General features: G+C 70.5%; 16 protein-coding genes and 1 pseudogene. 13 read left to right on the top strand and 4 right to left on the bottom strand.

Annotated features, from left to right (window positions below):
• Nucleotides 1-19 precede the first annotated feature (19 nt).
• Together ACFVHI_RS00410 and ACFVHI_RS00405 are read left to right on the top strand one after the other, a co-directional pair.
• Nucleotides 20-601, top strand: a complete 582-nt coding sequence (locus tag ACFVHI_RS00410) for a TetR/AcrR family transcriptional regulator (RefSeq protein WP_380334147.1) — start codon at nt 20-22, stop codon at nt 599-601.
• Between the two features lie 282 nt (nt 602-883).
• On the top strand, nt 884-1,447 hold the full coding sequence (locus ACFVHI_RS00405; protein ID WP_380334145.1) for a DoxX family protein: 564 nt from the start codon (nt 884-886) through the stop codon (nt 1,445-1,447).
• 137 nt (nt 1,448-1,584) lie between these two features.
• Here the strand turns inward: ACFVHI_RS00405 and ACFVHI_RS00400 are convergent, their stop codons facing one another.
• Nucleotides 1,585-2,784: an FAD-dependent monooxygenase gene (locus ACFVHI_RS00400; protein ID WP_380334142.1), complete on the bottom strand. Its 1,200-nt coding sequence runs from the start codon at nt 2,782-2,784 to the stop codon at nt 1,585-1,587.
• Nucleotides 2,785-2,952: 168 nt separating this feature from the next.
• On the opposite strand from ACFVHI_RS00400, the gene ACFVHI_RS00395 reads away from it, so the two are divergent.
• From ACFVHI_RS00395 to ACFVHI_RS00380, 4 genes are all read left to right on the top strand, one after another.
• Nucleotides 2,953-3,480: a MarR family winged helix-turn-helix transcriptional regulator gene (locus ACFVHI_RS00395; RefSeq protein ID WP_380334139.1), complete on the top strand. Its 528-nt coding sequence runs from the start codon at nt 2,953-2,955 to the stop codon at nt 3,478-3,480.
• A gap of 195 nt (nt 3,481-3,675) precedes the next feature.
• On the top strand, nt 3,676-4,230 hold the full coding sequence (locus ACFVHI_RS00390) for a hypothetical protein (protein ID WP_063351886.1): 555 nt from the start codon (nt 3,676-3,678) through the stop codon (nt 4,228-4,230).
• 286 nt (nt 4,231-4,516) lie between these two features.
• On the top strand, nt 4,517-4,963 hold the full coding sequence (locus ACFVHI_RS00385) for a nitroreductase family deazaflavin-dependent oxidoreductase (protein WP_380334135.1): 447 nt from the start codon (nt 4,517-4,519) through the stop codon (nt 4,961-4,963).
• A 416-nt stretch (nt 4,964-5,379) separates the two neighbouring features.
• Nucleotides 5,380-6,330: a MerR family transcriptional regulator gene (locus tag ACFVHI_RS00380; protein WP_380334132.1), complete on the top strand. Its 951-nt coding sequence runs from the start codon at nt 5,380-5,382 to the stop codon at nt 6,328-6,330.
• On the opposite strand, the pseudogene ACFVHI_RS00375 reads toward ACFVHI_RS00380, so the two are convergent.
• Nucleotides 6,284-6,505: pseudogene (locus ACFVHI_RS00375) on the bottom strand (hypothetical protein); the annotation flags it as partial. The gene ACFVHI_RS00380 and the pseudogene ACFVHI_RS00375 sit on opposite strands and share 47 nt — an antisense overlap.
• Nucleotides 6,506-7,203: 698 nt before the next feature.
• Between ACFVHI_RS00375 and ACFVHI_RS00370 the strand changes: the two are divergent.
• Nucleotides 7,204-8,547 (top strand): FG-GAP repeat domain-containing protein, encoded by a 1,344-nt coding sequence (locus ACFVHI_RS00370; protein ID WP_380334129.1) that lies wholly within the window; start codon nt 7,204-7,206, stop codon nt 8,545-8,547.
• Between the two features lie 271 nt (nt 8,548-8,818).
• Here ACFVHI_RS00370 and ACFVHI_RS00365 read toward each other — a convergent pair whose 3' ends face one another.
• Nucleotides 8,819-9,430, bottom strand: a complete 612-nt coding sequence (locus ACFVHI_RS00365; RefSeq protein ID WP_380334127.1) for a hypothetical protein — start codon at nt 9,428-9,430, stop codon at nt 8,819-8,821.
• Between the two features lie 351 nt (nt 9,431-9,781).
• Between ACFVHI_RS00365 and ACFVHI_RS00360 the strand changes: the two genes are divergently transcribed.
• Nucleotides 9,782-12,781 carry a trypsin-like serine protease gene (locus tag ACFVHI_RS00360; RefSeq protein WP_380334124.1) on the top strand — a complete coding sequence of 1,000 codons (3,000 nt, stop codon included), beginning with the start codon at nt 9,782-9,784 and terminating at the stop codon, nt 12,779-12,781.
• A gap of 53 nt (nt 12,782-12,834) precedes the next feature.
• On the opposite strand, the gene pyk is transcribed toward ACFVHI_RS00360, so the two are convergent.
• Nucleotides 12,835-14,265, bottom strand: coding sequence for a pyruvate kinase (gene pyk / locus ACFVHI_RS00355; RefSeq protein ID WP_063347153.1), 1,431 nt, complete (start codon nt 14,263-14,265; stop codon nt 12,835-12,837).
• 281 nt (nt 14,266-14,546) lie between these two features.
• Here pyk and ACFVHI_RS00350 point away from each other — a divergent pair, with 281 nt between their 5' ends.
• The 5 genes from ACFVHI_RS00350 (at nt 14,547) to ACFVHI_RS00330 (ending at nt 23,379) form a co-directional block, all read left to right on the top strand.
• Entirely contained in the window at nt 14,547-15,623 is a 1,077-nt protein-coding gene (locus tag ACFVHI_RS00350; protein WP_063347154.1) for a hypothetical protein, read from the top strand.
• Nucleotides 15,624-15,631: 8 nt separating this feature from the next.
• On the top strand, nt 15,632-17,263 hold the full coding sequence (locus ACFVHI_RS00345; RefSeq protein WP_063351039.1) for a VWA domain-containing protein: 1,632 nt from the start codon (nt 15,632-15,634) through the stop codon (nt 17,261-17,263).
• Nucleotides 17,250-17,828 (top strand): hypothetical protein, encoded by a 579-nt coding sequence (locus ACFVHI_RS00340; protein ID WP_380334120.1) that lies wholly within the window; start codon nt 17,250-17,252, stop codon nt 17,826-17,828. Before ACFVHI_RS00345 ends, ACFVHI_RS00340 begins: the two co-directional genes overlap by 14 nt.
• 251 nt (nt 17,829-18,079) lie before the next feature.
• Nucleotides 18,080-19,912, top strand: coding sequence for a bifunctional metallophosphatase/5'-nucleotidase (locus ACFVHI_RS00335; RefSeq protein ID WP_380334117.1), 1,833 nt, complete (start codon nt 18,080-18,082; stop codon nt 19,910-19,912).
• Between the two features lie 320 nt (nt 19,913-20,232).
• Nucleotides 20,233-23,379, top strand: a complete 3,147-nt coding sequence (locus tag ACFVHI_RS00330; protein ID WP_380334114.1) for a discoidin domain-containing protein — start codon at nt 20,233-20,235, stop codon at nt 23,377-23,379.
• The last annotated feature ends 86 nt before the right edge of the window (nt 23,380-23,465 follow it).

Raw genomic sequence — 23,465 nt, 5'->3', positions numbered from 1 at the left:
CGTCATCTAGACTGGCAACATGCCGCGATGGAAACCCGATGCCCGACAGCGCCTGGTCGTGGCTGCGCTAGGCCTGTTCGCCGAGCAGGGCTACGACGAAACGACTGTCGCTCAGATCACCGAGCGGGCAGGGCTCACGCGGAGCACCTTCTTCCGCCACTTCACCGACAAGCGCGAGATCCTCACCATGGGACAGACGGCGCTCAGCCGCCTGCTGGCCGAGGGCATCGACGGCGCCCCCGCGGACGCGACGCCGATGACGGCCGTCGCGGCCGGACTCGAACGCGCATCGGGCGAGATGACGTCCTTCAACCGCGAGCTCAGCCCGCTGCTGCACGCGGCGATCGAGGCGAACGCGGAGTTGCAGGCGCGCAACGTGCTGAAGTGCATCGGCATGGCCACGGCGATGGTCGACGCGCTGAAGCGACGGAACGTCGCGGAACCCACGGCGCAGGTGGCCGCCGAACTCGGCGTCCTCGCGTTCAGGCTCGGCTACGCCCGGTGGACCGACCCCAGCCACGACGAGGACCCCGGCGGGCTGGCGCCCCACACGCGCGCCGCGTTCGACGAACTCCGCGCGGCAGTCGCTGAGCTCCGCTGAGCTCCGCTGAGCCCCGTATCGGCCGCTACGAGGAATCCTGCCGCCGGTTGCTGCCGCGTAGAGTGGATACGGAGAGTGCTGGATCACGGCTTCCCTTCTCGGAGGGTTATCGGTGAGACACGCGGATGCCTCCGGCGAGGCGGTGTCGGTCCGGCTGTTCCTGGACTTGGTCGACGGCGGCGCGAGTCGCGCCCGGCCGATCTGATCTGCGCGTCGACGCCTCGTCTCGGGAGAGGCGATCCTGCTCGCGGCGGTTGCGGCGCGCGGGAGGAGACCTTCGCCATGAAACTGACCGCCGAGCGGCTGCGGACCTCCGTCCGCAGTGCCGCTCCGACCTCCACGCATCCACCGCCGGTGTCCGCCGCCGACGTCGGCCTGCTGGTGCTCCGGCTGGCCGGCCTGCTGCTGGCCGGCCACGGTGCCCAGAAACTCTTCGGCCTGTTCGGTGGCGCCGGTCTGCATGCCACCAGTAAGGGCTTCGAGGCCCTGGGCTACCGGCCCGGCGTCCTCTTCGCCACGCTGGGAGGAGCCTCAGAGTTGTGCGGCGGCCTGGGCCTCGCCCTCGGGCTGTTCACCCCGCTGGCCGCCGCCGCCGTGATCGGGGTGATGATCAACGCGATGTCCGTCACCTCGGGCAGAGGCCTGTGGGCCGACAAGGGCGGCATGGAGTACCCGCTGTGCCTGGCGCTGATCGCGATCGCGGTCTCCGCCATCGGCCCCGGACGCCTGGCACTGGACCGCCCGTTCCGGTGGGGCCAGGGCGGGTGGTGGAGTGCGGCCGTCGCTCTGGGGATGGGCGGCATCGGCGCGGGCATCGTGCTGTCCCTGCAAGGGGTGACTCTCTAGCGCCGCGTCAGCACCGCGTTGGACCACCACTGCGTGCGCGAAGCCAGGACCAGCAACCCGTCGCATCCCTCAGCAGGTGTGGCCGCTGGGCAGCGCGGAACCGCCCGACTCGCCGAGCCCGGCACGCGGGCGCGCCGTCATCCGGCGTGGTCGTAGTCCGGCAGGATCACGTCGCTGTGGGCGGCGCGTCCCCCGGCGCCCGCCGAGGTGGTGGGGTTGCGCAGGGCCGCGTTGCGGGTGTCGAGCATGTCCTGGGTGCCGGGGATGAGGGTGGTGCCGCCGGAGGTGGCCAGCGCCTGGTTCCGCTCGACGAAGGGGCGCGCCTTGCGCTCGTAGGCCGCGAAGGCGGCTGCGTGGTCGGTGTGGCCGGCCAGTTCTCCGGCCAGGAGGTAGGCGCCGACGAGCGAGACGCTGGAGCCCTGGCCGGACAGGAACGAGGTCGCGTGGGCCGCGTCACCGGCGAGGGCGACGCGGCCACGGGACCAGGTGGGCATGTGGATCTGGCTGACGACGTCGAAGAACAGGTCGTCGGCCTCGCGCAGCGCGTCCACCAGGCGCGGGATGTGCCAGCTGCGCTCGGGGAAGGCGGCGGCGACGAGTTCGCGCTGCGCCTGCGGGTCCCGGAAGGCGTCGACGGGGGCGTCCTCCCGCTTGAGGAGGAGGAACCCGTGCACGCGGTCGGCGGGTTCGTGGGCGTAGAGGACGGCCGCGCGGCCTGGCGTGTTCCAGATGATCCCTTCGTGGGCGAGGTCCAGGTCGTTCGCGAGGGTGAAACCGGCGAAGACGTGGCCGAGGTAGCGGTGGAACGCGTCCTCGGGGCCGAAGACCAGCCTGCGGGTGTTGGAGTGCAGCCCGTCGGTGCCGATCACCAGGTCGAAGGTGCGGTGGGCGCCACTGTCGAAGGTGACGTCGACGCCGTCCGCCCGGTCGTCCAGGGTGGCGATGGAGTCGCCGAAGAGGAACTCGACCCGGTGGCGGAGCGGGGCGTAGAGGGCGCTCGCCAGGTCGCCGCGCCGTACTTCCAGGTCCAGGCCTGCGGCGCCTCCGGTGACGGCCTCGGGGGTGACGGAGCCGATGAGCGCCCCGTCCGCGTCCACGAACGAGAGCTTGCGCGTGTCCACGTGGGCCTCGCGCAGCTGCGGGAGCAGCCCCATGCGGTCGACGACCTCGCGGGCGGCGCCGCGGATGTCGATGGCGTACCCGCCGCCCCGTACGGCTGACGCTCGCTCGACGATGGTGACGTCGAAGCCGTAGCGGTCGAGCCAGTAGGCGAGGGCGGGGCCGGCGATGCTCGCGCCCGAGATGAGGACCTTGCGGTTCGCGGAGTGGTTGTTCACGGTGTGCTCTCCTCCTGGCGGCGCAGCCCGGCGGTCGCCTCCTGGCGGCCACACCGAAGATGCGTACCTTAGGTATCTTTATGGACGGCACAGTGCACCCGCGGAGAGCGGGTACAGCCCCAGGATATAGATACCTAAGTTAGGTATTCAAGTGGAGGTGGTGGTCCGATGACCGCGGACTCGCCGGACGACCCCGGCGCGGACGAGCAGGCGGCAGCCGTCTGGGCGGCCCTGCCCCGGCTGGCCCAGCTGAGCAACGCCATGACCCGCGGCCGCCTGGCCGAACGGGCGGCCGAGGCGGCGGGACTCGCCCTGGAGCGCCCCGCTCTGAGCGCGCTCATGACCCTGCACATGGCGGACCGGCCGCTGCGCATCGGGGAGATCGCCGAACGGATGCAGGTGGTCGGCCCGCACGTCACGCGACAGGTCCAGGCGCTGGAGCGGCGCGGCCTCGTCCATCGCGTCGGCGATCCGCACGACCGGCGTGCCAGCCTCATCGAGGCGACCACTGAAGGAACGAGGGCCGCGAACGCCTACGCGACGTCCATGATCGGCTGGTTCACGGACGCGATAGCGCACTGGCCGGACCAGGACCGCGGGGACCTGGGCCGCCTGCTCGCGAAGCTGGCCGACGACGTCATCGCCCGCCTGGCCCTCCTCGACGACGGCGGAGGCGCGCCACCGCCCGCCACCTGACCGGGCCCGCCCCAGCCTCAGGAGGGCCGCGCCGGGTGCCCGTGCGAGCTGAACGCGCGGCTGGCATCCACCCCGCGAGGGCGGCGCCTGAACGGTCAAGGTGGTACCTCGAAAACCCGTCCCACCTCACCTCGTTCGGGTGAAACCTCCGAGGCCACCGGCATCGGAGGGCCCGGACGGCGACATCATGCCTCCATGATCACTTCTCCTCCTCGGCCCGCCCGCCGGCTGCGTGCGGGCGCTGCCGCCCTCGCCGCCCTCGGCGCGCTCGCCCTCACCGCCACAACTGCCGCCGCCGCCCCCGCGCCACGCCAGGCCGCCCCGTCCACGCGTACGGTCGCCGAGCCGCACTGCGGCGAATGGGTCGACTACAACGGCAACGAGGACCGCCGGATGAAGAGCTGGCTGTGCCTCTACGACAGCGGGGACGGGGGGATCTACCCGACGCTGTGGACCGAGTGCGGCTGGTGGAAGATCATCGGCTGGGCGGACCCGCCGAACGGCTGCCGCATCTGGGAGCCCAGCTCCTACGAGATCACCTTCCCGGACGGCACCAAGACCAAGGACGCGCTCTTCCCCGGCGCCTCCGGCAAGAACAGTGCCGCGAGCAACGGCAGCACCTACCCGTGCCAGAACGGTACCTGGAAGCTGTGGTCCTACTACGGCGTCCAGATGAAGGACATCCTCGGCAACTGGGGCAGCAACGTGGCCGCCACCCACGAGGTCACCTTCAACGTCACCTGCCCCTGACCTGGCATCCGCTGAGGGTCCGGACCTGGTCCGGACCCTCAGCGCCGGGCAGTTCGCGATCGGGCCCCGAACCGGCCGCCGCCGGAGCAGCAGCAGCCGCCGCCGCAGCGTTGACCGTTGGTCACCACCGGCCCGGTCCGAGGTGTCACGCCCCGCCGTCGCGCCGCCTCCTACCGGGCCGCGGCCTCGTGGTGAATCATGGAGGCGGCCGAACGGAGCGAGGACCCCGGGGCGGACGGCACCAGGTCGGCCGCCGGCGGTCCTCATCGAGTGGGACGGGAACAGCATGCCTCTTAGCGGCGAATACCAACCGAGCCCGGAGAAGTGGGTCAGCGACCAGGTCGCGCTGTACGAGGGCTCCGGGGGCACCGAGGGCACGACCCTCCGGGGCGTGCCGGTGGTCGTCCTCACCAGCCTGGGGGCCAAGAGCGGGAAGATCCGCAAGAACCCGCTGATGCGGGTGGAACACGAGGGGACCTACGCCCTGGTGGCCTCGCAGGGCGGCGCGCCCAAGAACCCCACCTGGTACCACAACCTGGTCGCGCACCCGCAGGTCGAGCTCCAGGACGGCGCCGTGCGCCAGGACATGACGGCGCGCGAGGTCGAGGGCGCGGAGCGGGAGCTGTGGTGGGCCCGCGCGGTCGAGGTCTGGCCGGACTACGCCGCGTACCAGACGAAGACGGACCGGGTGATCCCTGTCTTCGTGTTGGAGCCGGAGACCGCCGGTCGTTGACCCCGAACGGCTCGGGCGGGGCCCGGAGCACCAGAAACCGCCCTCCCGCCCGAGCCCTTCGCCCGGCACGGCAGCTCCCGTGCACGACGCGACGTGTCACGACGCGACGTGACATGACACGAACGGAGAACCCGGCCGGAGCGGGTGAACCGACCGGTCCGTCGAGGCGTCCCGATCTTCGACGAGCTCCAGTACCTGATCGACGAGACCGACGCCCGCTGAGCGGTCCCGAAGTGTCGGCCCCCGGCCACGGTCGGGGGCCGACCTCGGTCAGCGCGGGCTTCGACCAGGCCGCGTTGCGAGTCATTGTCAAGACCTGGGGACGAGGCGGCTGTCTCGGTCCCGTGGGGTGGTGGGTGGCGGGTGGAGGGAAGATGGCTTGAGTCTCCACCAGGGGGAGACGTGAGGGTGGGGGCATGGACGGCGACGGACTTTTCACGATCGGGGCTTTGGCCCGTAGGACCGGACTGACGGTCAAGACCATACGGTTCTACTCCGACATCGGGATCGTGCCGTCGACTGACCGAAGCCCGGCTGGCTACCGGCTCTACGACCTCACTGCGCTCGCACGCCTGGATCTGGTGCGCACTCTTCGCGACCTGGGCCTGGAACTTGCCGTCATTCGGCAGGTACTGGACCGGGAGGTCTCGGTGTCCGCGGTCGCGGCGGCCCACGCCGACGCACTGGAGGTGCAGATCCGCACCCTCCGGCTGCGACGCGCGGTGCTGCGGGCGGTGGCCAAACGGGGCTCTACTCCCAAGGAGATGGACCTCATGCACAAACTCGCGAAGCTCTCCGACGACGAACGCCGACGCCTCGTCAACGACTTCATCGACGACGCCTTCGGCGGTCTCGAAGCCAACCCCGACTTCGTGGCCCTGATGCGCTCGGCCATGCCCGAACTGCCCGACGACCCCGAGCCCGAGCAAGTCGACGCCTGGGTCGAACTCGCGGAACTCACCCAGGACCCGGACTTCCGCGCCTCCGTGCGACGGATGGCCCAGCACCAGGCGAACGAGCGCGCCCAGGGCGACACCACCGGCCTGCACCAGGAGCTCACCGAAGCCGTCCGCGACCGGGTCGGCGACGCCCTCGACGCCGGCATCGCCCCGGCCTCCGCCGAGGCTGCACCCATCGTCGGTGACCTGACCGCCCGCTATGCCCAAGTCTTCAACCGTGCGGACGACGGCGAGCTGCGCGAGTGGTTGCTGACGCGTCTGGAGACGGCCAACGACCCTCGGGCGGAACGCTACTGGCACCTCCTCGCCGTGATCAACGCATGGCCCGCCCCGCCGAGCCTCGCGCCCGTGTTCGCCTGGCTCATCGCAGCCCTGCGCGCCGGGACCAGCAGCCCCACCACCGCGTAACCTCCCGCCCGGCCCTCGCAGCCCCTGACCAGGCTGCGAGGGCCGCGGCACGTTCGACGAGCAGGCCGCGGTCGAAGCGAGCACCGGCGCGGACGAGCGCGACCAGGTGGGCGCCGTTGACGGCGCGCCACCGGGCCTGGGCGGACTCGACCAGCTTGAACACCATCGCGAGCCCGGTCCACGCCTCGGACGATTCGCGGTAGCCGTCGGCCATGGCCGCCACGTTCAGGGCCGCAGTCCGAACCGTCACCGGCCGCATTCCGGAACGTCGATCGCCCTGCAGTCGTATGCGTCGGCCCGAGGCGCTGGGCGTCCGCATCCGACCACGGTGGACGGCTTGGGCCAAGGCCGGTTCAGGCCAGCACAGAACCCTAGTTGGGCCACTGGTCGGCGGGCAGGATCGTACCCAACGGCAGCGACAAGCAGCCGAAAGGAACCGGGGCAGCGTCACCGTGGGACGCACCGGATCCGGGCCACTCCCTGTTGCGCGTGAGTCCCGAAGGAGCCCTGCCATGATCCGCACCCGCATCGCGAAGACCGCCGCGGTCGCCGCCCTCGTCACCCCGCTCGTCACCGCCACCCTGCTTCCGACGCCGCCCCTGGTGAGCATCGACACCATGGGCTGGCGGTAGCAGCCCACTTCGGGCCCACCCGCACGTCACCGGCCCGGGCACCGCGCCCGTCGCCGCGCGGCCGGGGCGGTCGCCGAACCGGGGTGTTCTCACTCCGCTCTCACGTGTTGCGCGCCGGGCTTGTCCATGCCCTGTCCGGCGCACGGTCAAAGGCGAATTCCCTCAGTGCCCTTGAGACCTGTCGTGGCCCAGGTCTCTGGCGACGACACATCCGACCTGCGAACGAAGGAAACGTTTCACCATGAAGAGGACTGTGCGCAACGCCCTGCAACTTCTCGCGGTGAGTGCGGTCCTGGCCGGCGGGATGATGATTGCGACGAGCCCCGCGCACGCGACCCTGCCCGATGTGTCCTGCGGCACGGTCACCTCCGCCGACACCACCGCCGCCGCCCAACTGAACCAACAGCTCACCGGCAGCCTGCGGAACGCGATGAACGCGTACCGGATGTCCTGCGCCCGGGCCATCGTCAACACCGTGCGGGCCAACGACTTACCGCAGCAGGCCGAGGTCATCGCGATCACCACGGCGATTGTGGAATCCACCCTGCGGAACAACCCGAACATGGAGGACCACGACAGTGTCGGCCTGTTCCAGCAGCGGGCCTCGTGGGGCACCACCGCGCAGCGGCTCGACCCGGCGACGACGACCCGCAAGTTCATCAGCGCGATGCTCTCGACGTATCCGAACAACACGTGGCAGAGCAAGTCGATCGGCGAGGTCTGCCAAGGCGTCCAGCAGTCGGCCTATCCCAGCCTCTACCAGGGGCAGGCGGCCGACGCGCAGAAGATCGTCAACGCCATCGGCCAGAGCCCCGCTATTCCGGTGGGGATGACGGGTTTTGCGTCGGCTGACTTCAATGGTGACGGGAAGACCGATCTGGCGGCGGTGGATGCGGCGACGGGGAAGATGTACCTGTACCCGGGTACCGGTGTCGGTACGTTCGGTGAGCGGAGTCTGATCGGTACCGGTTGGGACACGGTCAGCAATGTGACGCCGGGTGACTTCAACGGCGATGGGAAGGTCGATCTCGCCGCGGTGAACACCGCCAACGGGAATCTGTACGTCTATCCGGGCAATGGCGCTGGCGCGTTCGGCACGCCGTGGTTGGCGGGCACCGGCTGGAACAACCTGGACCACCTCATCGGTGGTGACTTCAACGGTGACGGGAAGTCGGATATCGCCGCGGTCGGTACTGCTGACGGGAATCTGTACGTCTATCCGGGTAACGGTGCCGGTTCCTTCGCAGTGCCGATCAACGCCGGTACCGGTTGGAACACCGTGGGTAAATTCGCGAGCGGTGACTTCAACGGTGACGGGAAGTCGGATATCGCCGCGGTCGGTACTGCTGACGGGAATCTGTACATTTATCCGGGCAACGGCGCCGGTTCCTTCGCAGCCCCGATCAACGCCGGCACCGGCTGGAACATCATGCGCGACCTCATCGGCGGCGACTTCAACGCCGACGGCAGGACCGACATCGCAGCCGTCCAGGCTCCCCAAGGATCCACCGGCGACATGTACTTCTACCCCGGCACCGGCCAGAACACCTTCGGCAACCGCACCAACATCGGCACCGACTGGTAGACCCTGGGTGACGAACCCGCTCTGACGCGAGAACCCGCCCCGGGCCCGGCGGGTTCTCGCGTCAGAGGCGCACTGCTTCGACACGACCGCCGGCTGACCCTGTGTCGAGACCGTCGTACGGGCGGTCCGCCGCTGCCGGATCATCGGGGCGCGGAGGTGAAGGTCTGCGAGGTGCCTTTCGGGTGTTTTGCCGTACCTGGTGCGGGACCTGCGGCAGCGAGGTGACGCCCTGGAGGGGGCGGGTGCGCACCCATCGACAGGGCGGCCGCTGTCAGAGTTCGGGGAGCGGACAGCCCCGGCCGCTGCCGATCAGCTTGTTGACGACGCTCAGCGCGTCCTCGTGGCGGAACAGCACGGCGTACGGCAGTGCCGCCGCCGAGTGCCGTCGTACCAGTGTGGTCTGGTCCTCGGGAAGTTCCGGGTCCGCGACCAGCTCGGCCTGTGCGAGCAGTTCGGGTTGGTCGGTGCGGACCAGCTCCGCAGCGCAGAACCGTTCGAGTTGGTCCGGCCACGCCACGGCAACGCTCGGGCGCGGCCCGGGGGCAGCCGCCGGGGTCGCCAGCCAGGCCCGCACCGGGTCGTCGGAGGGGACGCGGCCGGGTTCGAAGAACGACCAGAACGTTCCCGGCCACACGGCGGAGGCGCGGTAGGCGGTGATCGACACATGGCTGCCCGTGGTCAGGTCGACTGCCAGGTGCACCGGCACGCCTTCCTCGTACCAATGTGCTCCGTACTCACAGACGGCGAAGCGACGTCCGTCGTGGTCGAGGAGTACGAACGAGGTGTTACGGCGGCGCTTGGTGGCCAGGTCATGCCGTGTCACCAGGACGTCCAGCAACTCCTGGTGCCGTTCCGGTAGTTCCTCGCGGGAGAGGTTGAGCACGGGAGCCTCCAGGTCGACTGTTCGGCGGATCGGGTTCCCACTCTGCCCGTCCGGGAGCGACGAGGTGTGCGAATCCGATGTTTCCGGGACGTCCCGTCGCAGCCGATCCGGTCCGAACGCCCGGCGGTGGCCAAACGGCGAACCGACCGGTGGCATCCGGGCGTCCGAACCACGGACCGGCAAGCGTTCTCGGCCGACCCGTACCTGCTCTGAACTGCGGGTTCACCCCCGCCCGTAGGCACGGGTGAGAGGGCGCCGAGGCGCCCCACAGTTTCGAGCCCCGAGGAGTTCCCGTTGGTCCACCACATCGAAGATCCGGCCCGCCGCAGGGGCAGGTGGCGAAGGCCGCTCGTGGCCTTCGCCACCGCGACCGCCGTCGTGGGAGTGCTCGCGGCTCCCGGCATCGCGCCCGTGGCGAACTCCTTCGGGAGCCCTTCACCCTTCCTGTCCTGGCATCAACTGATGGACATCCAGGGCAAGATGAACGAGACCGCTTCGGCCGTGGAACAGGTGTCGGGTCAGATCGGCAGCCAGGCCCTCGCCGGCGTGGTCGCCGCCCCCGAGACGAAGCACCTCACGATCTACTGGCACGGCGAGCTGGCGCCCGAGGTCCGGGCGGTCGTCGCGCACAGCCCGGTGCGTGTCGACGTCAAGTCGGCGCCGCACAGTGCGCAGGACCTGAAGGACGCCTCGCGCGAGGTGACGCGCATCGCCGATTCCGTCGGAGTGCGGATCACCGACGTGGCGATGCCGCAGGACGGGAGCGGCCTCACCGCGACCGTGGTGGGCGGCGAGGCCGACGCACAGCGGCTGCGGCGGGCGGTGGCGTCCGTGAGCGTTCCGGTGACGGTCGAAGCGAACGGCACGGAGTCGATCAGCCTCGGCGAACCCTCGCGCCGGAGCGATCCGAGTGCCGGCGGCGCGCAGATCATCGCACCGTTCTGCAGCACGGCGTTCGCGATCAAGTACCGCGACGAGAACGCCATGCTCACCGCGGACCACTGCTTCATGCCGAACAACGAGACCAACGTCCGGTACGGCGTGGACGATTCGGGCGGACAGGGGCCGGCGATCGGCACCCGGATCTCGCCCCACATCGTCCGCCAGGACGAGAGGGGGCCCGTCTACCTCGACGCGGCCGTCATCAAGCCGTCTTCGAACATCACGATGGACCAGCAGATCTGGACGGGCGGCGCGGCCGACCAGTCCAGCATCTCGCAGACCAAGAAGTGGGTGAGCGCCGCGCAGGTGGCGCACGAGGGGAACTGGATCTGCAACGAGGGCTCCCGCTCGGGCGAGATCTGCAACATCCAGGTCACCACCAAGGTGACCGACTACTACGCCAAGGGCCCCGACAACCTGGGCGGCGAGATCGAGCACCACTACATGTACGGGTGGAAGGCCCTCAAGCAGTTCACCGCCGCCGACAACTCGTCCATCGCGGCCCGCAGGGGTGACAGCGGAGGGCCCGTCGTGCTGGGAGGCGGCCCGGGCCTGCCGGGGGCGCCGCCCAACATCACGGCCCTGGGCATCGTCTCGGCCACCACGGGTGGAACCTGGAGCTGCAAGACGCCGGGGAAGACGATGGCGACCACCTGCTCGGGCGGCATCATGTTCGTCGGCCTGGAGGACGCCCTCCCCATGCTGGGCGCCAAGATCGGCGTTCGCGACTGGAGCACCGGGCACGTGAGCTGGGAGGACTACGGCAGCGGCGGCGGGGGCGTGGCGATGGGCTCCGACCCCAAGCCGCACGACCACACCGAACTGGTCGACGGCAACGGTGCGGCGATGGCCTACGACCTGCCGAGCGGCCGGCTCGTCGGCAGCCAGCCCGGTGACCCGCGGGCCGACTGGGAAATCCTCCAGACGACGGACGGCGGCTGGATGTTCCGGAACCTCGCCGCCCCCAACGAGTACCTGGGCCAGTCCGCCGACGTCGGACTCCAGATGTCGGACTGGGAGGGCGGCCACTGGTACTTCCACCTCCAGATCAAGGGCGGGAACTGTCTCGCACTGTGGCCCGGCGCGAGCGTGCCGAACAGCATCGCGACACCCGGCAACGCCCCGTGCGACCACAACGACGAGAACCAGCTCTTCAAACTGGTGCCGGTCGGAGACGAGGACGCCGACCTGCCGAGCACGCCCGGCCCCCCGCCCGCGGACAGCCTGCACCTGCCGTCCCAGCAGCCGCCGGTGAAGCCCTCCGGGCCTTCCGTGGACGCGGCCTACTCCTTCCTCGCCCAGCGCCTCGACGCCCACGGCACCGGCAGCACGCTGCGCGTGCCCCGCAGCTACCAGGGCGGGCACTTCGAGGACCCGAAGCTGTTCGGCCCGGACGGCTTCCAGGCCTCCTTCACGTACGACAACGCGCTCGTCATCACCGCGTTCCTGCAACGCGGCGGAACCGACGACGTCGCCCACGCCACGGCGCTCGGGGACAGCCTGCTGTACGCCCAGGCCCACGACATCACCCCGGACGGCCGCATCCGCGCCTCCTACGAGCCGGACCCCTTCGTCAAGACCCCGTCCGGCGAGCCGTACGTCGGCGGGTTCTCCGTCTACACCGGGAACATGGCCTGGGCCGGCATGGCGCTCACCCGGCTCTACCAGGTGACCGGCCAACAGCGCTTCCTGGACGGGGCGTTGAAGGCCGCCAACTGGATCCAGAACAACACCGCGGACACCCGCGGTGCCGGCGGCTACACCGGCGGCCTGCGCAACGACGACGGCACCGGCCAGACGATGGTCCCGCTCACCTGGAAGGCCACGGAGCACAACATCGACACCGGCGCCTTCTTCGCGATGCTCGCCGGCGTCACCGGCGACGCGGGCTGGGCGCAGCGCTCCACCAACGCGTTCCGGTTCGTGAAGTCCGTGCAGGCCGCCAACGGCCACCTGTGGACGGGCACCGGCCTGGACGGGGTGACCACCAACGACGACGTCGAGCCGGAGGACGTGCAGACCTGGAGCTACCTGGCCACCCTCGACCCGTCCTACGCGCCCGCCGTCGACTGGGCGGCCGGGCGGATGGCGGCCACCGACGGCCCGTACAGCGGGGTGGGCTTCAGCGGCAAGGACACCAGCGGCGTCTGGTTCGAGGGCACCGCCCACCTGCTGGCCGCCTACCAGGTCCGCCGCGCGGACGGCGACGCCGCGAAGGCGGCGACCCTGATGGCGACCCTGCAGAAGGCCCAGAGCGGCGCGGCCAACACAGACGGCAAGGGCATCGTCGCCGCCTCGCACGACGGCCTGGACACCGGGGAGGGCGACTTCTACTACTCCTCCCTCCACACCGGGGCGACCGCCTGGTACGTGATCGCCGCACAGGGCGGCAACCCCTTCCGCCTGTGACCGGCAGTCGGGGGGGGGGCGCGCCCCCCCCGCCCGGGCCCCCCCCGCTCCGGTCAGTTGTCCAGGGTCCCGACGTGGTGGACGCGGACGAGGTTGGTGGAGCCGGCGAGGCCGGGCGGGGAGCCGGCGGTGATGACGACGATGTCGCCCTTCTGGCAGCGGCCGAGCGACAGGAGGGCCGCGTCGACCTGTTCGACCATCTGGTCGGTGGTGGGGGCGAAGGGGCCGAGGAAGGTCTCGACGCCCCAGGTGAGGGCGAGTTGGCTGCGGACGGCGGGTTCGTAGGTGAAGGCGAGGACGGGGATGGGTGAGCGGTAGCGGGTCAGCCGGCGCGCGGTGTCGCCGGACTGGGTGAAGGCGATGAGGTATTTGGCGTCCAGGAAGTCGCCGATCTCGGCGGCCGCGCGGGCGACGGCGCCGCCCTGGGTGCGCGGCTTGTTGCCGGTGGTCAGGGGCGGCAGTCCGGCGGCGAGGATGTCGGTTTCGGCGGCCTCGATGATGCGGCTCATGGTCTTGACGGTCTCGACGGGGTACTTGCCGACGGAGGTCTCGCCGGAGAGCATCACGGCGTCGGTCCCGTCGAGGACGGCGTTGGCGACGTCGGAGGCCTCGGCCCGGGTGGGCCGGGAGGCGTTGATCATCGAGTCGAGCATCTGGGTGGCGACGATGACCGGCTTGGCGTTGCGCTTGGCGAGCTTGACGGCGCGCTTCTGGACGAGCGGGACCTGTTCGAGGGGCATCTCCACGCCCAGGTCGCCGCGGGCCACCATGATGCCGTCGAAGGCGTCGACGATGGATTCCAGGTTGTCGACCGCCTGCGGCTTCTCGATCTTGGCGATGACGGGGACGAGGCGCCCCTCCTCGGCCATGATCCGGTGGACGTCCTCGATGTCGCGGCCGCTGCGGACGAAGGAGAGCGCGATCAGGTCGGCGCCGGTGCGCAGGCCCCACCGCAGGTCGGCGACGTCCTTGTCGCTGAGTGCGGGGACGGAGACGGCGACGCCGGGGAGGTTGAGGCCCTTGTGGTCGGAGACGAGGCCGCCTTCGATGACGAGGCAGCGCACGCGCGGCCCGTCGACCTCGACGACCTCCAGGGTGACCCGGCCGTCGTCGACGAGGATGCGTTCGCCGCGGGTGACGTCCGCGGCGAGGCCGGGGTAGGTGGTGCCGCAGATGTCCTTGTCTCCGACGACGCCGTTGTCGGTGGAGATGGTGAACTCGTCGCCGCGTTCGAGAAGTACGGGGCCGTGGGCGAAGGTGTCGAGCCGGATCTTCGGGCCTTGAAGGTCGACGAGGATGCCGACGCTGCGGCCGCTCTCGTCGGCGGCCTTGCGGACGCGGCGGTAGCGTTCCTCGTGCTCGTCGTGGGATCCGTGGCTGAGGTTGAAGCGGGCGATGTCCATTCCGGCGTCGACCAGGGATTTGATCTGGTCGTACGAGTCGGTGGCCGGCCCGAGGGTGCAGACGATTTTTGCTCGGCGCATACTGCTGAGGGTAGGCATTACCGGCGCGTAACCACGACGCGGGTCCGGACGGCGGGATGACCTTTGCCGTAAGGCGAGTTGAACAATCTGACACATCCTCGGACCGGTGTGCGAGCACCTGCCCGGGTGCCGCCGCCGTCCGGCCTTCCGATGCGAACCCGTGAAGGGGTGTTCACCCTTGGTTCACCGCCGGTTCGGCCGCCGCTCCCCGCCCGGCGGGACGCTCGTCACCCCCGGGTGACCACCCGGACGACGTAGCGGACGAGGGGGAGGCGTTCGGCATGAGACGCACTCTGGGGGTGTTGGCGGCGTTGGCCCTGCTGGGCGGGGTGACGTACGCACTGATCCCGCAGGACGACCCGGGCGGCGACATCGTCACCGTCTCCGGCCTGATCGGTTCGGAGAAGCGCGACTTCTTCCAGGATCCGCAGGTCGTCGCCGAGTTGGCCAAGCAGGGCATGAAGGTGAACGCGGAGAGCATCGGCTCCTGGCTGATGGACGGCGACGCGAAGGACTTCGCGTTCCCGGCCAGTCAGCCGCCGGCCGACAAGCTGCGCGTGGACTGGAACATCAAGGAGGTCCCGGTCCAGCCGTTCTACTCGCCGCTGGTGATCCTCGCGCACCGCCCGGTGGCGGACGTCCTGATGGGCAACGGCCTGGCCACCCTGGACCATTCCACCGGGCTGTGGACGTTCCGGATGGACGCCTACCTGGCCGCGCTGAAGGCCGGCCGCACCTGGCCCGACCTCGCGGGCGCGACCGAGCACGCGGAGTTGAAGGGCCCGGTGTTCCTCACCACCACCGACCCGGAGACATCCTCCTCGGGGGCGCTGCACATCGCCCTGCTGTCGTACCTGTTGAACAACCGCCAGGTGGTCTACGACCAGGCCGGGATCGACGCCACCAAGGACGTGCTGCGCACGGCGACCGCGATCCAGGGCGGCCAGAAGAGCAGCAGCGACGAGCCGTTCAAGGCCTTCCTGGCCGGGGTCGGCAATCCGCTGGTGCTCGCGTACGAGTCGCAGGCCGCCGCGATGGTGCTGAAGGGCGAGTCGACCGGCGACATGGTGGTGCTGTACCCGGACACCACCATCTACACCGACCACACCATCGTCGGCCGCACGCCGAACGGCCGGCGGCTGGCCGCCCAGCTGCACGACAACGCCGAACTGCGCCGCCTGGAGGCGAAGTTCGGCTTCCGTCCGCAGGACGACCCGGACGCCTTCGCCGCGCTGGTGAAGGGCAAGACCCCGGTCCTGGCGCCCAATCTCGCGGCGGCGAAGGTCAACCAGCCGCAGATTCCCGTGCCCGACATCCTGACCAGGCTGATCAAGGCCGCCAAGGGGAAGGCTCAGTGAACTCCCGGATGAAGAAACACAGTTGGACGGTCGCCGCGCTGGCGACCCTGCTGGCGGCCGCCGCCTGCACCTCCACCCCGCCGGGCCCGAAGCCGTCCGACCCGCCGGCCACGACGGCGCAGCCGGGGGTGCTGCGGGTGCTGGCCGGCAGCGAGCTGCAGGACCTGGCGCCGATCCTGGAAGACGCCAGGAAGGCGACCGGGGTGACGGTGCAGTTCTCCTGGACGGGCTCGCTGGACGGCGCGGACGCGGTGTCCTCGGGCCGGGCGGACGGCAAGTACGACGCGGTGTGGTTCCCGTCCAACCAGTACCTGCGGCTGGACGACGCGGGGAAGTCGAAGGTGCTGTCGGAGACGCCGGTGATGGTGTCGCCGGTGGCGGTGGGGGTTCGGTCCTCGGTCCTCAACGAGCTCGGCTGGGGGGACGGCTCGAAGGTCTCCTGGGCGCAGATCGGGGATGCGGCGTCGGCCGGGAAGCTGGCGTACGGGATGGCGGACCCGTCCCGGTCGAACTCGGGCTTCTCGACGCTGGTGGCGGTGGCGTCGGCGTTCTCGGGTGCGGGGGCGGCGCTGACCGAGGGGGACGTGCAGAAGGCGGCGCCGCAGTTGAAGCAGTTCTTCACCGGCCAGAAGCTGACGTCGGGTTCCTCGGGCTGGCTGGCGCAGGCGTACACCCGGGCGGAGCCGGGCAAGGTCGGGGCGCTGGTGAACTACGAGTCGGTGCTGCTGTCGATGAACAAGTCGCTGGCGGCGGACCAGCAGTTGACGGTAATTCGCCCGGTGGACGGGGTGGTGTCGGCGGACTATCCGCTGTCGTTGCTGTCCTCGTCCGCGCAGCGGGAGCGGGACTCCTTCCAGCGGTTGACGGCGTACCTGTTGAAGGAGGACGTGCAGAAACGGATCTCCGAGGTGACGCTGCGCCGCCCGGTGGCGCCGGGGGTGTCGCCGGCGGCCGGGCTGCCGGCGGACCGGCGGCGGGAGCTGCCGTTCCCGGGGAGCCGGGCGGTGGCGGACGGGCTGCTGGCCTCGTACCAGAACGAGCTGCGGCGGCCGTCGCGGACGGTGTACGTGCTGGACACCTCGGGGTCGATGGAGGGTTCGCGGATCTCGGCGCTGAAGTCGGCGCTGGGCCGGTTGACGGGGGCGGACGACACCCGGGCGGTGCGCCGGTTCCGGGACCGCGAGGAGGTGACGCTGATCTCCTTCGCGTCGAAGGTGAAGTGGGCGAGGACGCACGCGGTGCCGGCCTCGGGGAGCAAGCCGGGCCCGGAGGCGGAGCTGGCGTCGATCAACGCGGACGTGCAGTCGCTGGCGGCGTCGGGGGGTACGGCGCTGTACGACTCGCTGGAGGAGGCGTACCGGGTGATCGACCGGCAGCAGTCGGCAGCGGGGGACGACCGGTTCACGTCGATCGTGCTGATGACCGACGGGGAGAGCAACGAGGGGGCTTCGGACGGGGACTTCAAGCGGTTCCACGACGGGCTGCCGTCCGGGCAGAAGTCGATCCCGGTGTTCCCGATCAAGTTCGGGGAGGCGGCGGTGGGCCAGTTGCAGGGGATCGCGGACGTGAGCGGCGGCAAGCTGTTCGACGGGTCGGGTTCGCTGGACGGGGTGTTCGAGGAGATTCGTGGCTACCAGTGACGGGGCCGGCCGGCGGGTGCTGCGGTACCTGGAGTCGGCCCGGAACCTGGTCGGCTGCGGGGGCGGCGCGGTGGGGCTGGGGCTGCACTTCGCCGGGCTGGGCGGGGCGTGGTGGCCGGCGGTGGTGGCGGGGCTGTACGGGGCCGGCGCGCTGCTGACGCCGGGCCCGCGGACAGAGCCGCCCGTCGTCCTGCCCGTGGAGCCGCCCGTCGATCCGCTGGCGCCTCCGCTGCCGTCGACGCCCAGGCCGGAACCGACGCCCAGGCCGGAACCGGAGCCCGCACCGGAACCCGCACCGCGGCCCGATCCCGAGCTCGCGGCGCTGTCCGACTACCTGGCCACGGTGCCGCTGCCGGATTCGGCGGGGGTGGCGGGCCTGCTGGCGGCGCTGCGCTCGGCGGGGCCGGGGCCGGTGCCGGCGGAGATCGTGCGGCACCGGCTGCCGGTGGCGGTGGCCGGCTACCTGCGGGCGCTGACCTGGCGGCCGTGGGCGGGGCCGGACGCGCCGGACCCGGAGGCGGAGCTCGGCCGCGAGGTGCGCCGGCTGGTCGCGGAGCTGAACTGAGGGTCCTGCCTGAAAAAGCCCAGGCAGGACCAGGCCGGGGCCCCTTACCACCCCACCCTCCGCGCACCCCCGTCACGAACGAGTCGCCAAGATCTCACCTGCTGGAAACGTCGGAGGGCTATTCACCGGCCGGGCCCGCACGGCACACTTCTACGCGCGTCCTTCTACGCGCGTCGATGCGCGTCGGCACGCCACCCGAACACCAGTTGACGGTCCATCGGCCCGTCAGTCCCCACCCGGGAGAGTCGTCCATGCCCCTGAACCGCCGTGACTTCGTCACCCGGTCCGCCGCCACCGCCGCCGGCGCCGCCCTGACCGGCGGAGCAGTCGTCGCCGCCGCCCCCGCCGCCGTGGCCGCCGAGCCGGCTCCGGCGGCCGCCAAGGGCAAGCGCAAGGGCCGCAAGCAGGCCTTCACCGTCATGGGCACCACCGACCTGCACGGCCGGGTGCTCAACTGGGACTACTTCACCGACGCCGTGTACGCCGACAAGGCGCACAACGACGTCGGCCTCGCCAAGATCTCCACCCTGGCCAACCAGGTCCGTGAGGAGAAGGGCTGGGACCGCTGCCTGCTGATCGACTCCGGCGACATCATCCAGGGCACCCAGCTGACCTACTACTACGCCCGGATCGAGCCGATCGCCACCGACGGCGACAACGTGCCCGACCACCCGATGGCCGTCGCCATGAACCTCATGGGCTACGACGCCGCCGCGCTCGGCAACCACGAGTTCAACTACGGCATCCCCACCCTGAAGGCCTTCGAGGACCAGCTGGAGTTCCCGCTGCTGGGCGCCAACGCGCTGCACGCGAAGAACGAGAAGCCGGCCTTCAAGCCGTACGTGATCAAGGAGGTGTGGCTGGACGAGGACACCCCGCTGAAGGTCGGCATCCTCGGCCTCACCAACCCGGGCATCGCGATCTGGGACAAGGCCAACGTCACCGGCAAGATGGTCTTCCCGGGCATCGTCGAGACGGCCGCCAAGTACGTGCCCCGGATGAAGGCCGCGGGCGCGGACGTCATCGTCGTCTCCGCCCACTCCGGCATCGACGAGCCGACCACCTACGGCGACCAGCTGCCCTGGCCCGAGGACGCCTCCGGTGAGATGGCCGAGACCGTTCCGGGCATCGACGCGGTGCTGGTGGGCCACACCCACAAGGAGGTGGCGCAGCGGCTGATCGTCAACAAGAAGACCGGTAAGACCGTGGTGCTCTCCGAGCCGCTGTGCTGGGGCCAGCGCCTGAGCTGCTTCGACTTCGACGTCGAGTTCGCCGACGGCGCGTGGAAGGTCCTCTCGGTGTCCTCGCGGGTGCTGAACTCCAACACCGTGCCGGAGAACCCGGAGATCGTGGACGCGCTGACCGAGCAGCACAAGAAGGTCGTGGCGTACGTCAACCAGCAGATCGGCACCTGCAAGACGGACCTGTCGATCGCCGAGGCGCGGTTCCGGGCGACTCCGATCATCGACCTGATCGGCCGGGTGCAGGCGGACGCGGTGAAGGCGGCGCTGGCGGGCGGGCAGTACGCCAACCTGCCGGTGCTGGCGCAGGCGGCGCCGTTCAACCGGACGGCGCTGATCCCGGCGGGCCAGGTGAAGCTGCGTGACGCGGCGGGTCTGTACATCTACGAGAACACCCTGGAGGCGCGCGTCCTGACGGGTGCGCAGCTGAAGGACTACCTGGAGTTCTCGGCCAAGTACTACAACCAGCTGGCCCCGGGCGCGCCGGTCGACAAGGACGCGCTGACCGGTGCGGAGACCACGCCGGACTACAACTACGACTCGCTGTACGGGCTGAGCTACGACATCGACATCGCGCAGCCGAAGGGCCGGCGGATCGTCAACCTGTCGTTCCAGGGCAAGCCGATCGACCCGGCCGCGCAGTTCGTCCTGGCGGTCAACAACTACCGTGCCAACGGCGGCGGCAACTTCCCGCACGTGGCGCAGGCCAAGCTGGTCTGGTCGAACTCGGACGAGATCCGCAACACGATGATCGCCTGGGTGAAGGCCAAGGGCGTCATCGACCCGGCCGACTTCTTCACCGACTCCTGGCGCCTGGTGCGCGCCGGCCAGCCGGTGTTCTAGCCCGCCCGGCCCCTCAGCCACACCCGACCGAACCGAGGAGCCCCGTGCCGCAGCCGCGGCCGGGGCTCCTTCGTCGTGTCCGGGCCCGTCACTCCGTCGCGTCCGGGCCCGTCACTCCGTCGTCACATCGGGTCTAATCAGTCGCTCCGTAACCTGACTATCCTTCAACGAAGTTTCACAACATGCCAATTACATAACATCCAGAAAGGGACACGGTGGGCAAAAAAACTGCGAGGGTCCTCATACCCTCCCTGCTCGGCGCCCTGTTGGCTCCCCTGTCACCAGGGTCGGCATCCGCGGCCACGGCACCGTCCGTGTGGGTGGAGAGCGGCTACGACCACGTCTTCTCGTCCTCGGCCGTCCCCGGCCGCGCCACCCAGCGGGTCGACCTGTTCGCCGCCCGCAACGAGACCCAGGCGGCCCAGATCGCGGTGCGCTCCGGCGCCCAGCTGACCGGCCTCCAGCTGGTCCCCGGCGACCTGGCCGGTCCGGGCGGGGCCACCATCCCGGCCTCGCGGATCACCGTGAACCGGGAGTACAACCACCCGAACGTCGACAAGAAGACCGGCTGGGCGGGCAACGACCACCAGGAGCCCCCGGACGGCGGGACGAGCTACTACGACGCGCTGGTCGAGAACACCCCGTACAGCCTCGCCGCCAACACCACCCAGCCGTACTACTACAGCGTCGCGGTGCCGACCGGGCAGGCCCCCGGCGTCTACACCGGGCGGGCCACCGTGCAGAGTTCGGCCGGCGCGGTGGACGTCCCGGTCTCGGTGACGGTGTACGACGCGGCGGTGCCGCCGGCCAACCGGTCGACGTTCCGGATGAACAACTGGTTCACCTCGGTCGGCTGGGACTACAACTGGACCGAGGCCTCGATCCCCGCGCAGTACACCAAGAGCGACGGCTCGGGCGCGCCGGTCAAGGCCTTCGACGAGGACTGGTGGAAGGTCATCACCAACTTCGCCGCCGACCACGCCAAGCACCGCAACAACGTGGTCTACGCCGACTTCCAGGCCCTGTCCATCCCGGACACCACGTCGGACGCCAACGGCAAGCTGACCTTCAGCTGGAAGAACTTCGACCGCTTCCTGCAGACCTTCCAGGACGCCGGCGCCCTGCAGTACATCTACACCCCCACCCTGCTGGAGGGCAGCAGCAACCTGGAGACCCTCGTCCCGGACGGCCGGGGCGGTGTCCAGAAGGTGTTCCAGCAGGCCGGTTCGGACGCGGCCGGCACGTACCTGGACACGGTGTTCAAGGCGCTGAAGGACCACCTCGACACCAAGTGCCTGGACGCGGGGCCGACCTGTGCCCCGGGGCGGCGCTGGAGCGACGTCTTCTACATGAGCGCCGTCGACGAGCCCAACCCCGACGACGACGTGCAGACCCGGAGCGCGGTGTGGCTCTACGACCACTACAAGCGCGCGTTCCCGGCCGGGCTGAGCAACGAGTCCCGCCAGAGCCCGGTCCCCGGCATCGACGGCTCGCTCAGCACAGTGACCTCCATCGGCGGGCCGCAGTACGACGAGAACATGGCGTACTACCAGAACCTCCGCCTCTCCGGGAAGGACTTCTGGCTCTACTACTGCAACAACCCCACCGACAAGCACCTCAACCGCTACATCAGCTACCCGCTGTCCGACTCCCGGCTGACGCCGTGGATGGTGGCGTCCGCCGGCGGCAACGGCTTCCTGCACTGGGGCTGGAACATCTGGACCGACCCGAACAACAACTACGCCCCCCTCGACACCTTCAACGGCGGGATGGACGGCGACTTCTACCTCGTCCGTCCGAACAAGGCCACCTACGGCGTCTACGACAGCGTCCGCAGCGAGGCCCTGCTCGCCGGCATCCAGGACTACGAGCTGCTGCACCAGCTCTCCGCCACCAAGCCGGTGCTGGCCCGCGCGCTCATCGGCTCGCTGATCAGCGGCACCACCAGCTTCTCCACCTCCGGCGCGGCGGCCGACCAGCGGCACCGGCAGATCCTCGACGCGCTCGCCTCCCCCGCCCCGGACGCGGCCTTCCCGTTCACCGACGACTTCGGCGCGGACAAGGACGCCTCCTGGCGCACCGCCCGCGGCTCCTGGTCGGCGGCCGGGGACGGCGGGTACGTGCAGGGTGACGCCAACTCCGGCTGGGACGTGGTCGCCGGGCTGACCGGGCGCGCGTACCAGGACGTCTCGGCCTCCGTCGACGTCCGGATCACCGGTGTCAGGCCCGACGGCGGCGACACCAACTGGGCGGGCATGGTGGTCCGCAACCAGAACCCGACCGAGTCGCAGACCGGGTACCTGGTCGCGCTGCGCAACACCGGCGAGGTGTTCGTCAACCGCAGCGGCGTCCCGCTGGCGTCGGCCAAGGTGCCGGGCTACACCCCGGGCCAGACGGTCAGCCTGCGGGTGTCCGCCCAGGGCGGCACGATCAAGGTGTACGCCGGGGCCGTCCAGCTGCTCACCGTGACCGACCAGGGCTACCCGGTCGGAGGCTTCGGCCTCGCCACCGGCGGGGCGTCCGCCCGCTTCGAGCACGTGCGGCTCAACCCGGGCACCGACCCGGCGGAGAACGCCGCCGTCGTCACCTCCAGCACGTACGAGGGTGACGGCTGGAGCACGGCCGCGCTGACCGACGGGCGCCGGGGCCTGGCCACCGGCACCAACGGCTGGAGCAGCAACGCCGGCGTGAACGCGGACCACAGCGAGTGGGCGCAGCTGGACCTCGGCTCGACCAGGCGGATCAGCCGGGTGGACCTCCACCCGCGCGCCGACGGTGCGGCCGCCGGCAAGGGCTTCCCGGTGGACTTCACCATCCAGGTCTCCGCGGACGGCGCCACCTGGTCGACCGTCGCCGACCGCAAGAACTACCCGAAGCCGTCGGACGCCTCCGTCCAGACCTTCCCGTTCCAGCCCGCCGACGTGCGCTACGTCCGGGTGACGGGGACCAGGCTCGGCACCGACCCGAACGGCCAGTACCGGATGCAGTTCGCCGAGGTCGAGGCGGCGGGCGGCGAGCTGGCGGTCAACCGGCCGGTCCTGGCGTCGAGTTCGGCGGGCCCCTACAGCTGGCGGCCGGCCGCGGTCAACGACGGCGTCGCGAACTCCACCCTCGACTACTCGATGGGCTGGAGCAGCGCCCGTTCCGCCGGGCCGGTTGCGAACGAGTGGGTCACCGTGGACCTCCAGGGCCCCAGCCTGATCAGCCGGGTGAGCCTGACCCCGCGCAATGACGGCGCCAACACCGGCCTGGGCTTCCCGGTGGACTACACCGTCCAGGTCTCGGCGGACGGCTCCACCTGGTCGACCGTCGCCACCCGGACGGGCACGCCGCGCCCCGGCGCGGCGCCGCAGGTCCTCACCTTCGCTCCGACCACGGCCCGGTACGTGAAGGTCACCGGCACCCGGCTGAGCGCCGACCAGTTCGGCGACTACTACCTTCAGCTCGGTGAACTCGGCGTGAGCTGACCCCGGACCGCTCTCGGGCCCCCGGCGGCATCCGCCGGGGGCCTCGCGCTGTCAAAGCAGCACCGCCAAAGGCGGCACCGTCAAAA

The organism is Kitasatospora sp. NPDC127121, assembly GCF_042677305.1.
GTDB lineage: Bacteria > Actinomycetota > Actinomycetes > Streptomycetales > Streptomycetaceae > Kitasatospora.
Note: the sequence above shows the minus strand (reverse complement) of the source record. Positions and strands in the feature narration are given on the sequence as shown.

Coding starts and splice junctions, on each gene's coding strand:
- ACFVHI_RS00385 (WP_380334135.1), top strand. CDS start 4,517: ATGCCTCTTAGCGGCGAATACCAACCGAGCCCGGAGAAGTGGGTCAGC.
- ACFVHI_RS00395 (WP_380334139.1), top strand. CDS start 2,953: ATGACCGCGGACTCGCCGGACGACCCCGGCGCGGACGAGCAGGCGGCA.
- ACFVHI_RS00335 (WP_380334117.1), top strand. CDS start 18,080: ATGCCCCTGAACCGCCGTGACTTCGTCACCCGGTCCGCCGCCACCGCC.
- pyk (WP_063347153.1), bottom strand. CDS start 14,265: ATGCGCCGAGCAAAAATCGTCTGCACCCTCGGGCCGGCCACCGACTCG.
- ACFVHI_RS00380 (WP_380334132.1), top strand. CDS start 5,380: ATGGACGGCGACGGACTTTTCACGATCGGGGCTTTGGCCCGTAGGACC.
- ACFVHI_RS00405 (WP_380334145.1), top strand. CDS start 884: ATGAAACTGACCGCCGAGCGGCTGCGGACCTCCGTCCGCAGTGCCGCT.
- ACFVHI_RS00370 (WP_380334129.1), top strand. CDS start 7,204: ATGAAGAGGACTGTGCGCAACGCCCTGCAACTTCTCGCGGTGAGTGCG.
- ACFVHI_RS00350 (WP_063347154.1), top strand. CDS start 14,547: ATGAGACGCACTCTGGGGGTGTTGGCGGCGTTGGCCCTGCTGGGCGGG.
- ACFVHI_RS00345 (WP_063351039.1), top strand. CDS start 15,632: ATGAAGAAACACAGTTGGACGGTCGCCGCGCTGGCGACCCTGCTGGCG.
- ACFVHI_RS00390 (WP_063351886.1), top strand. CDS start 3,676: ATGATCACTTCTCCTCCTCGGCCCGCCCGCCGGCTGCGTGCGGGCGCT.
- ACFVHI_RS00410 (WP_380334147.1), top strand. CDS start 20: ATGCCGCGATGGAAACCCGATGCCCGACAGCGCCTGGTCGTGGCTGCG.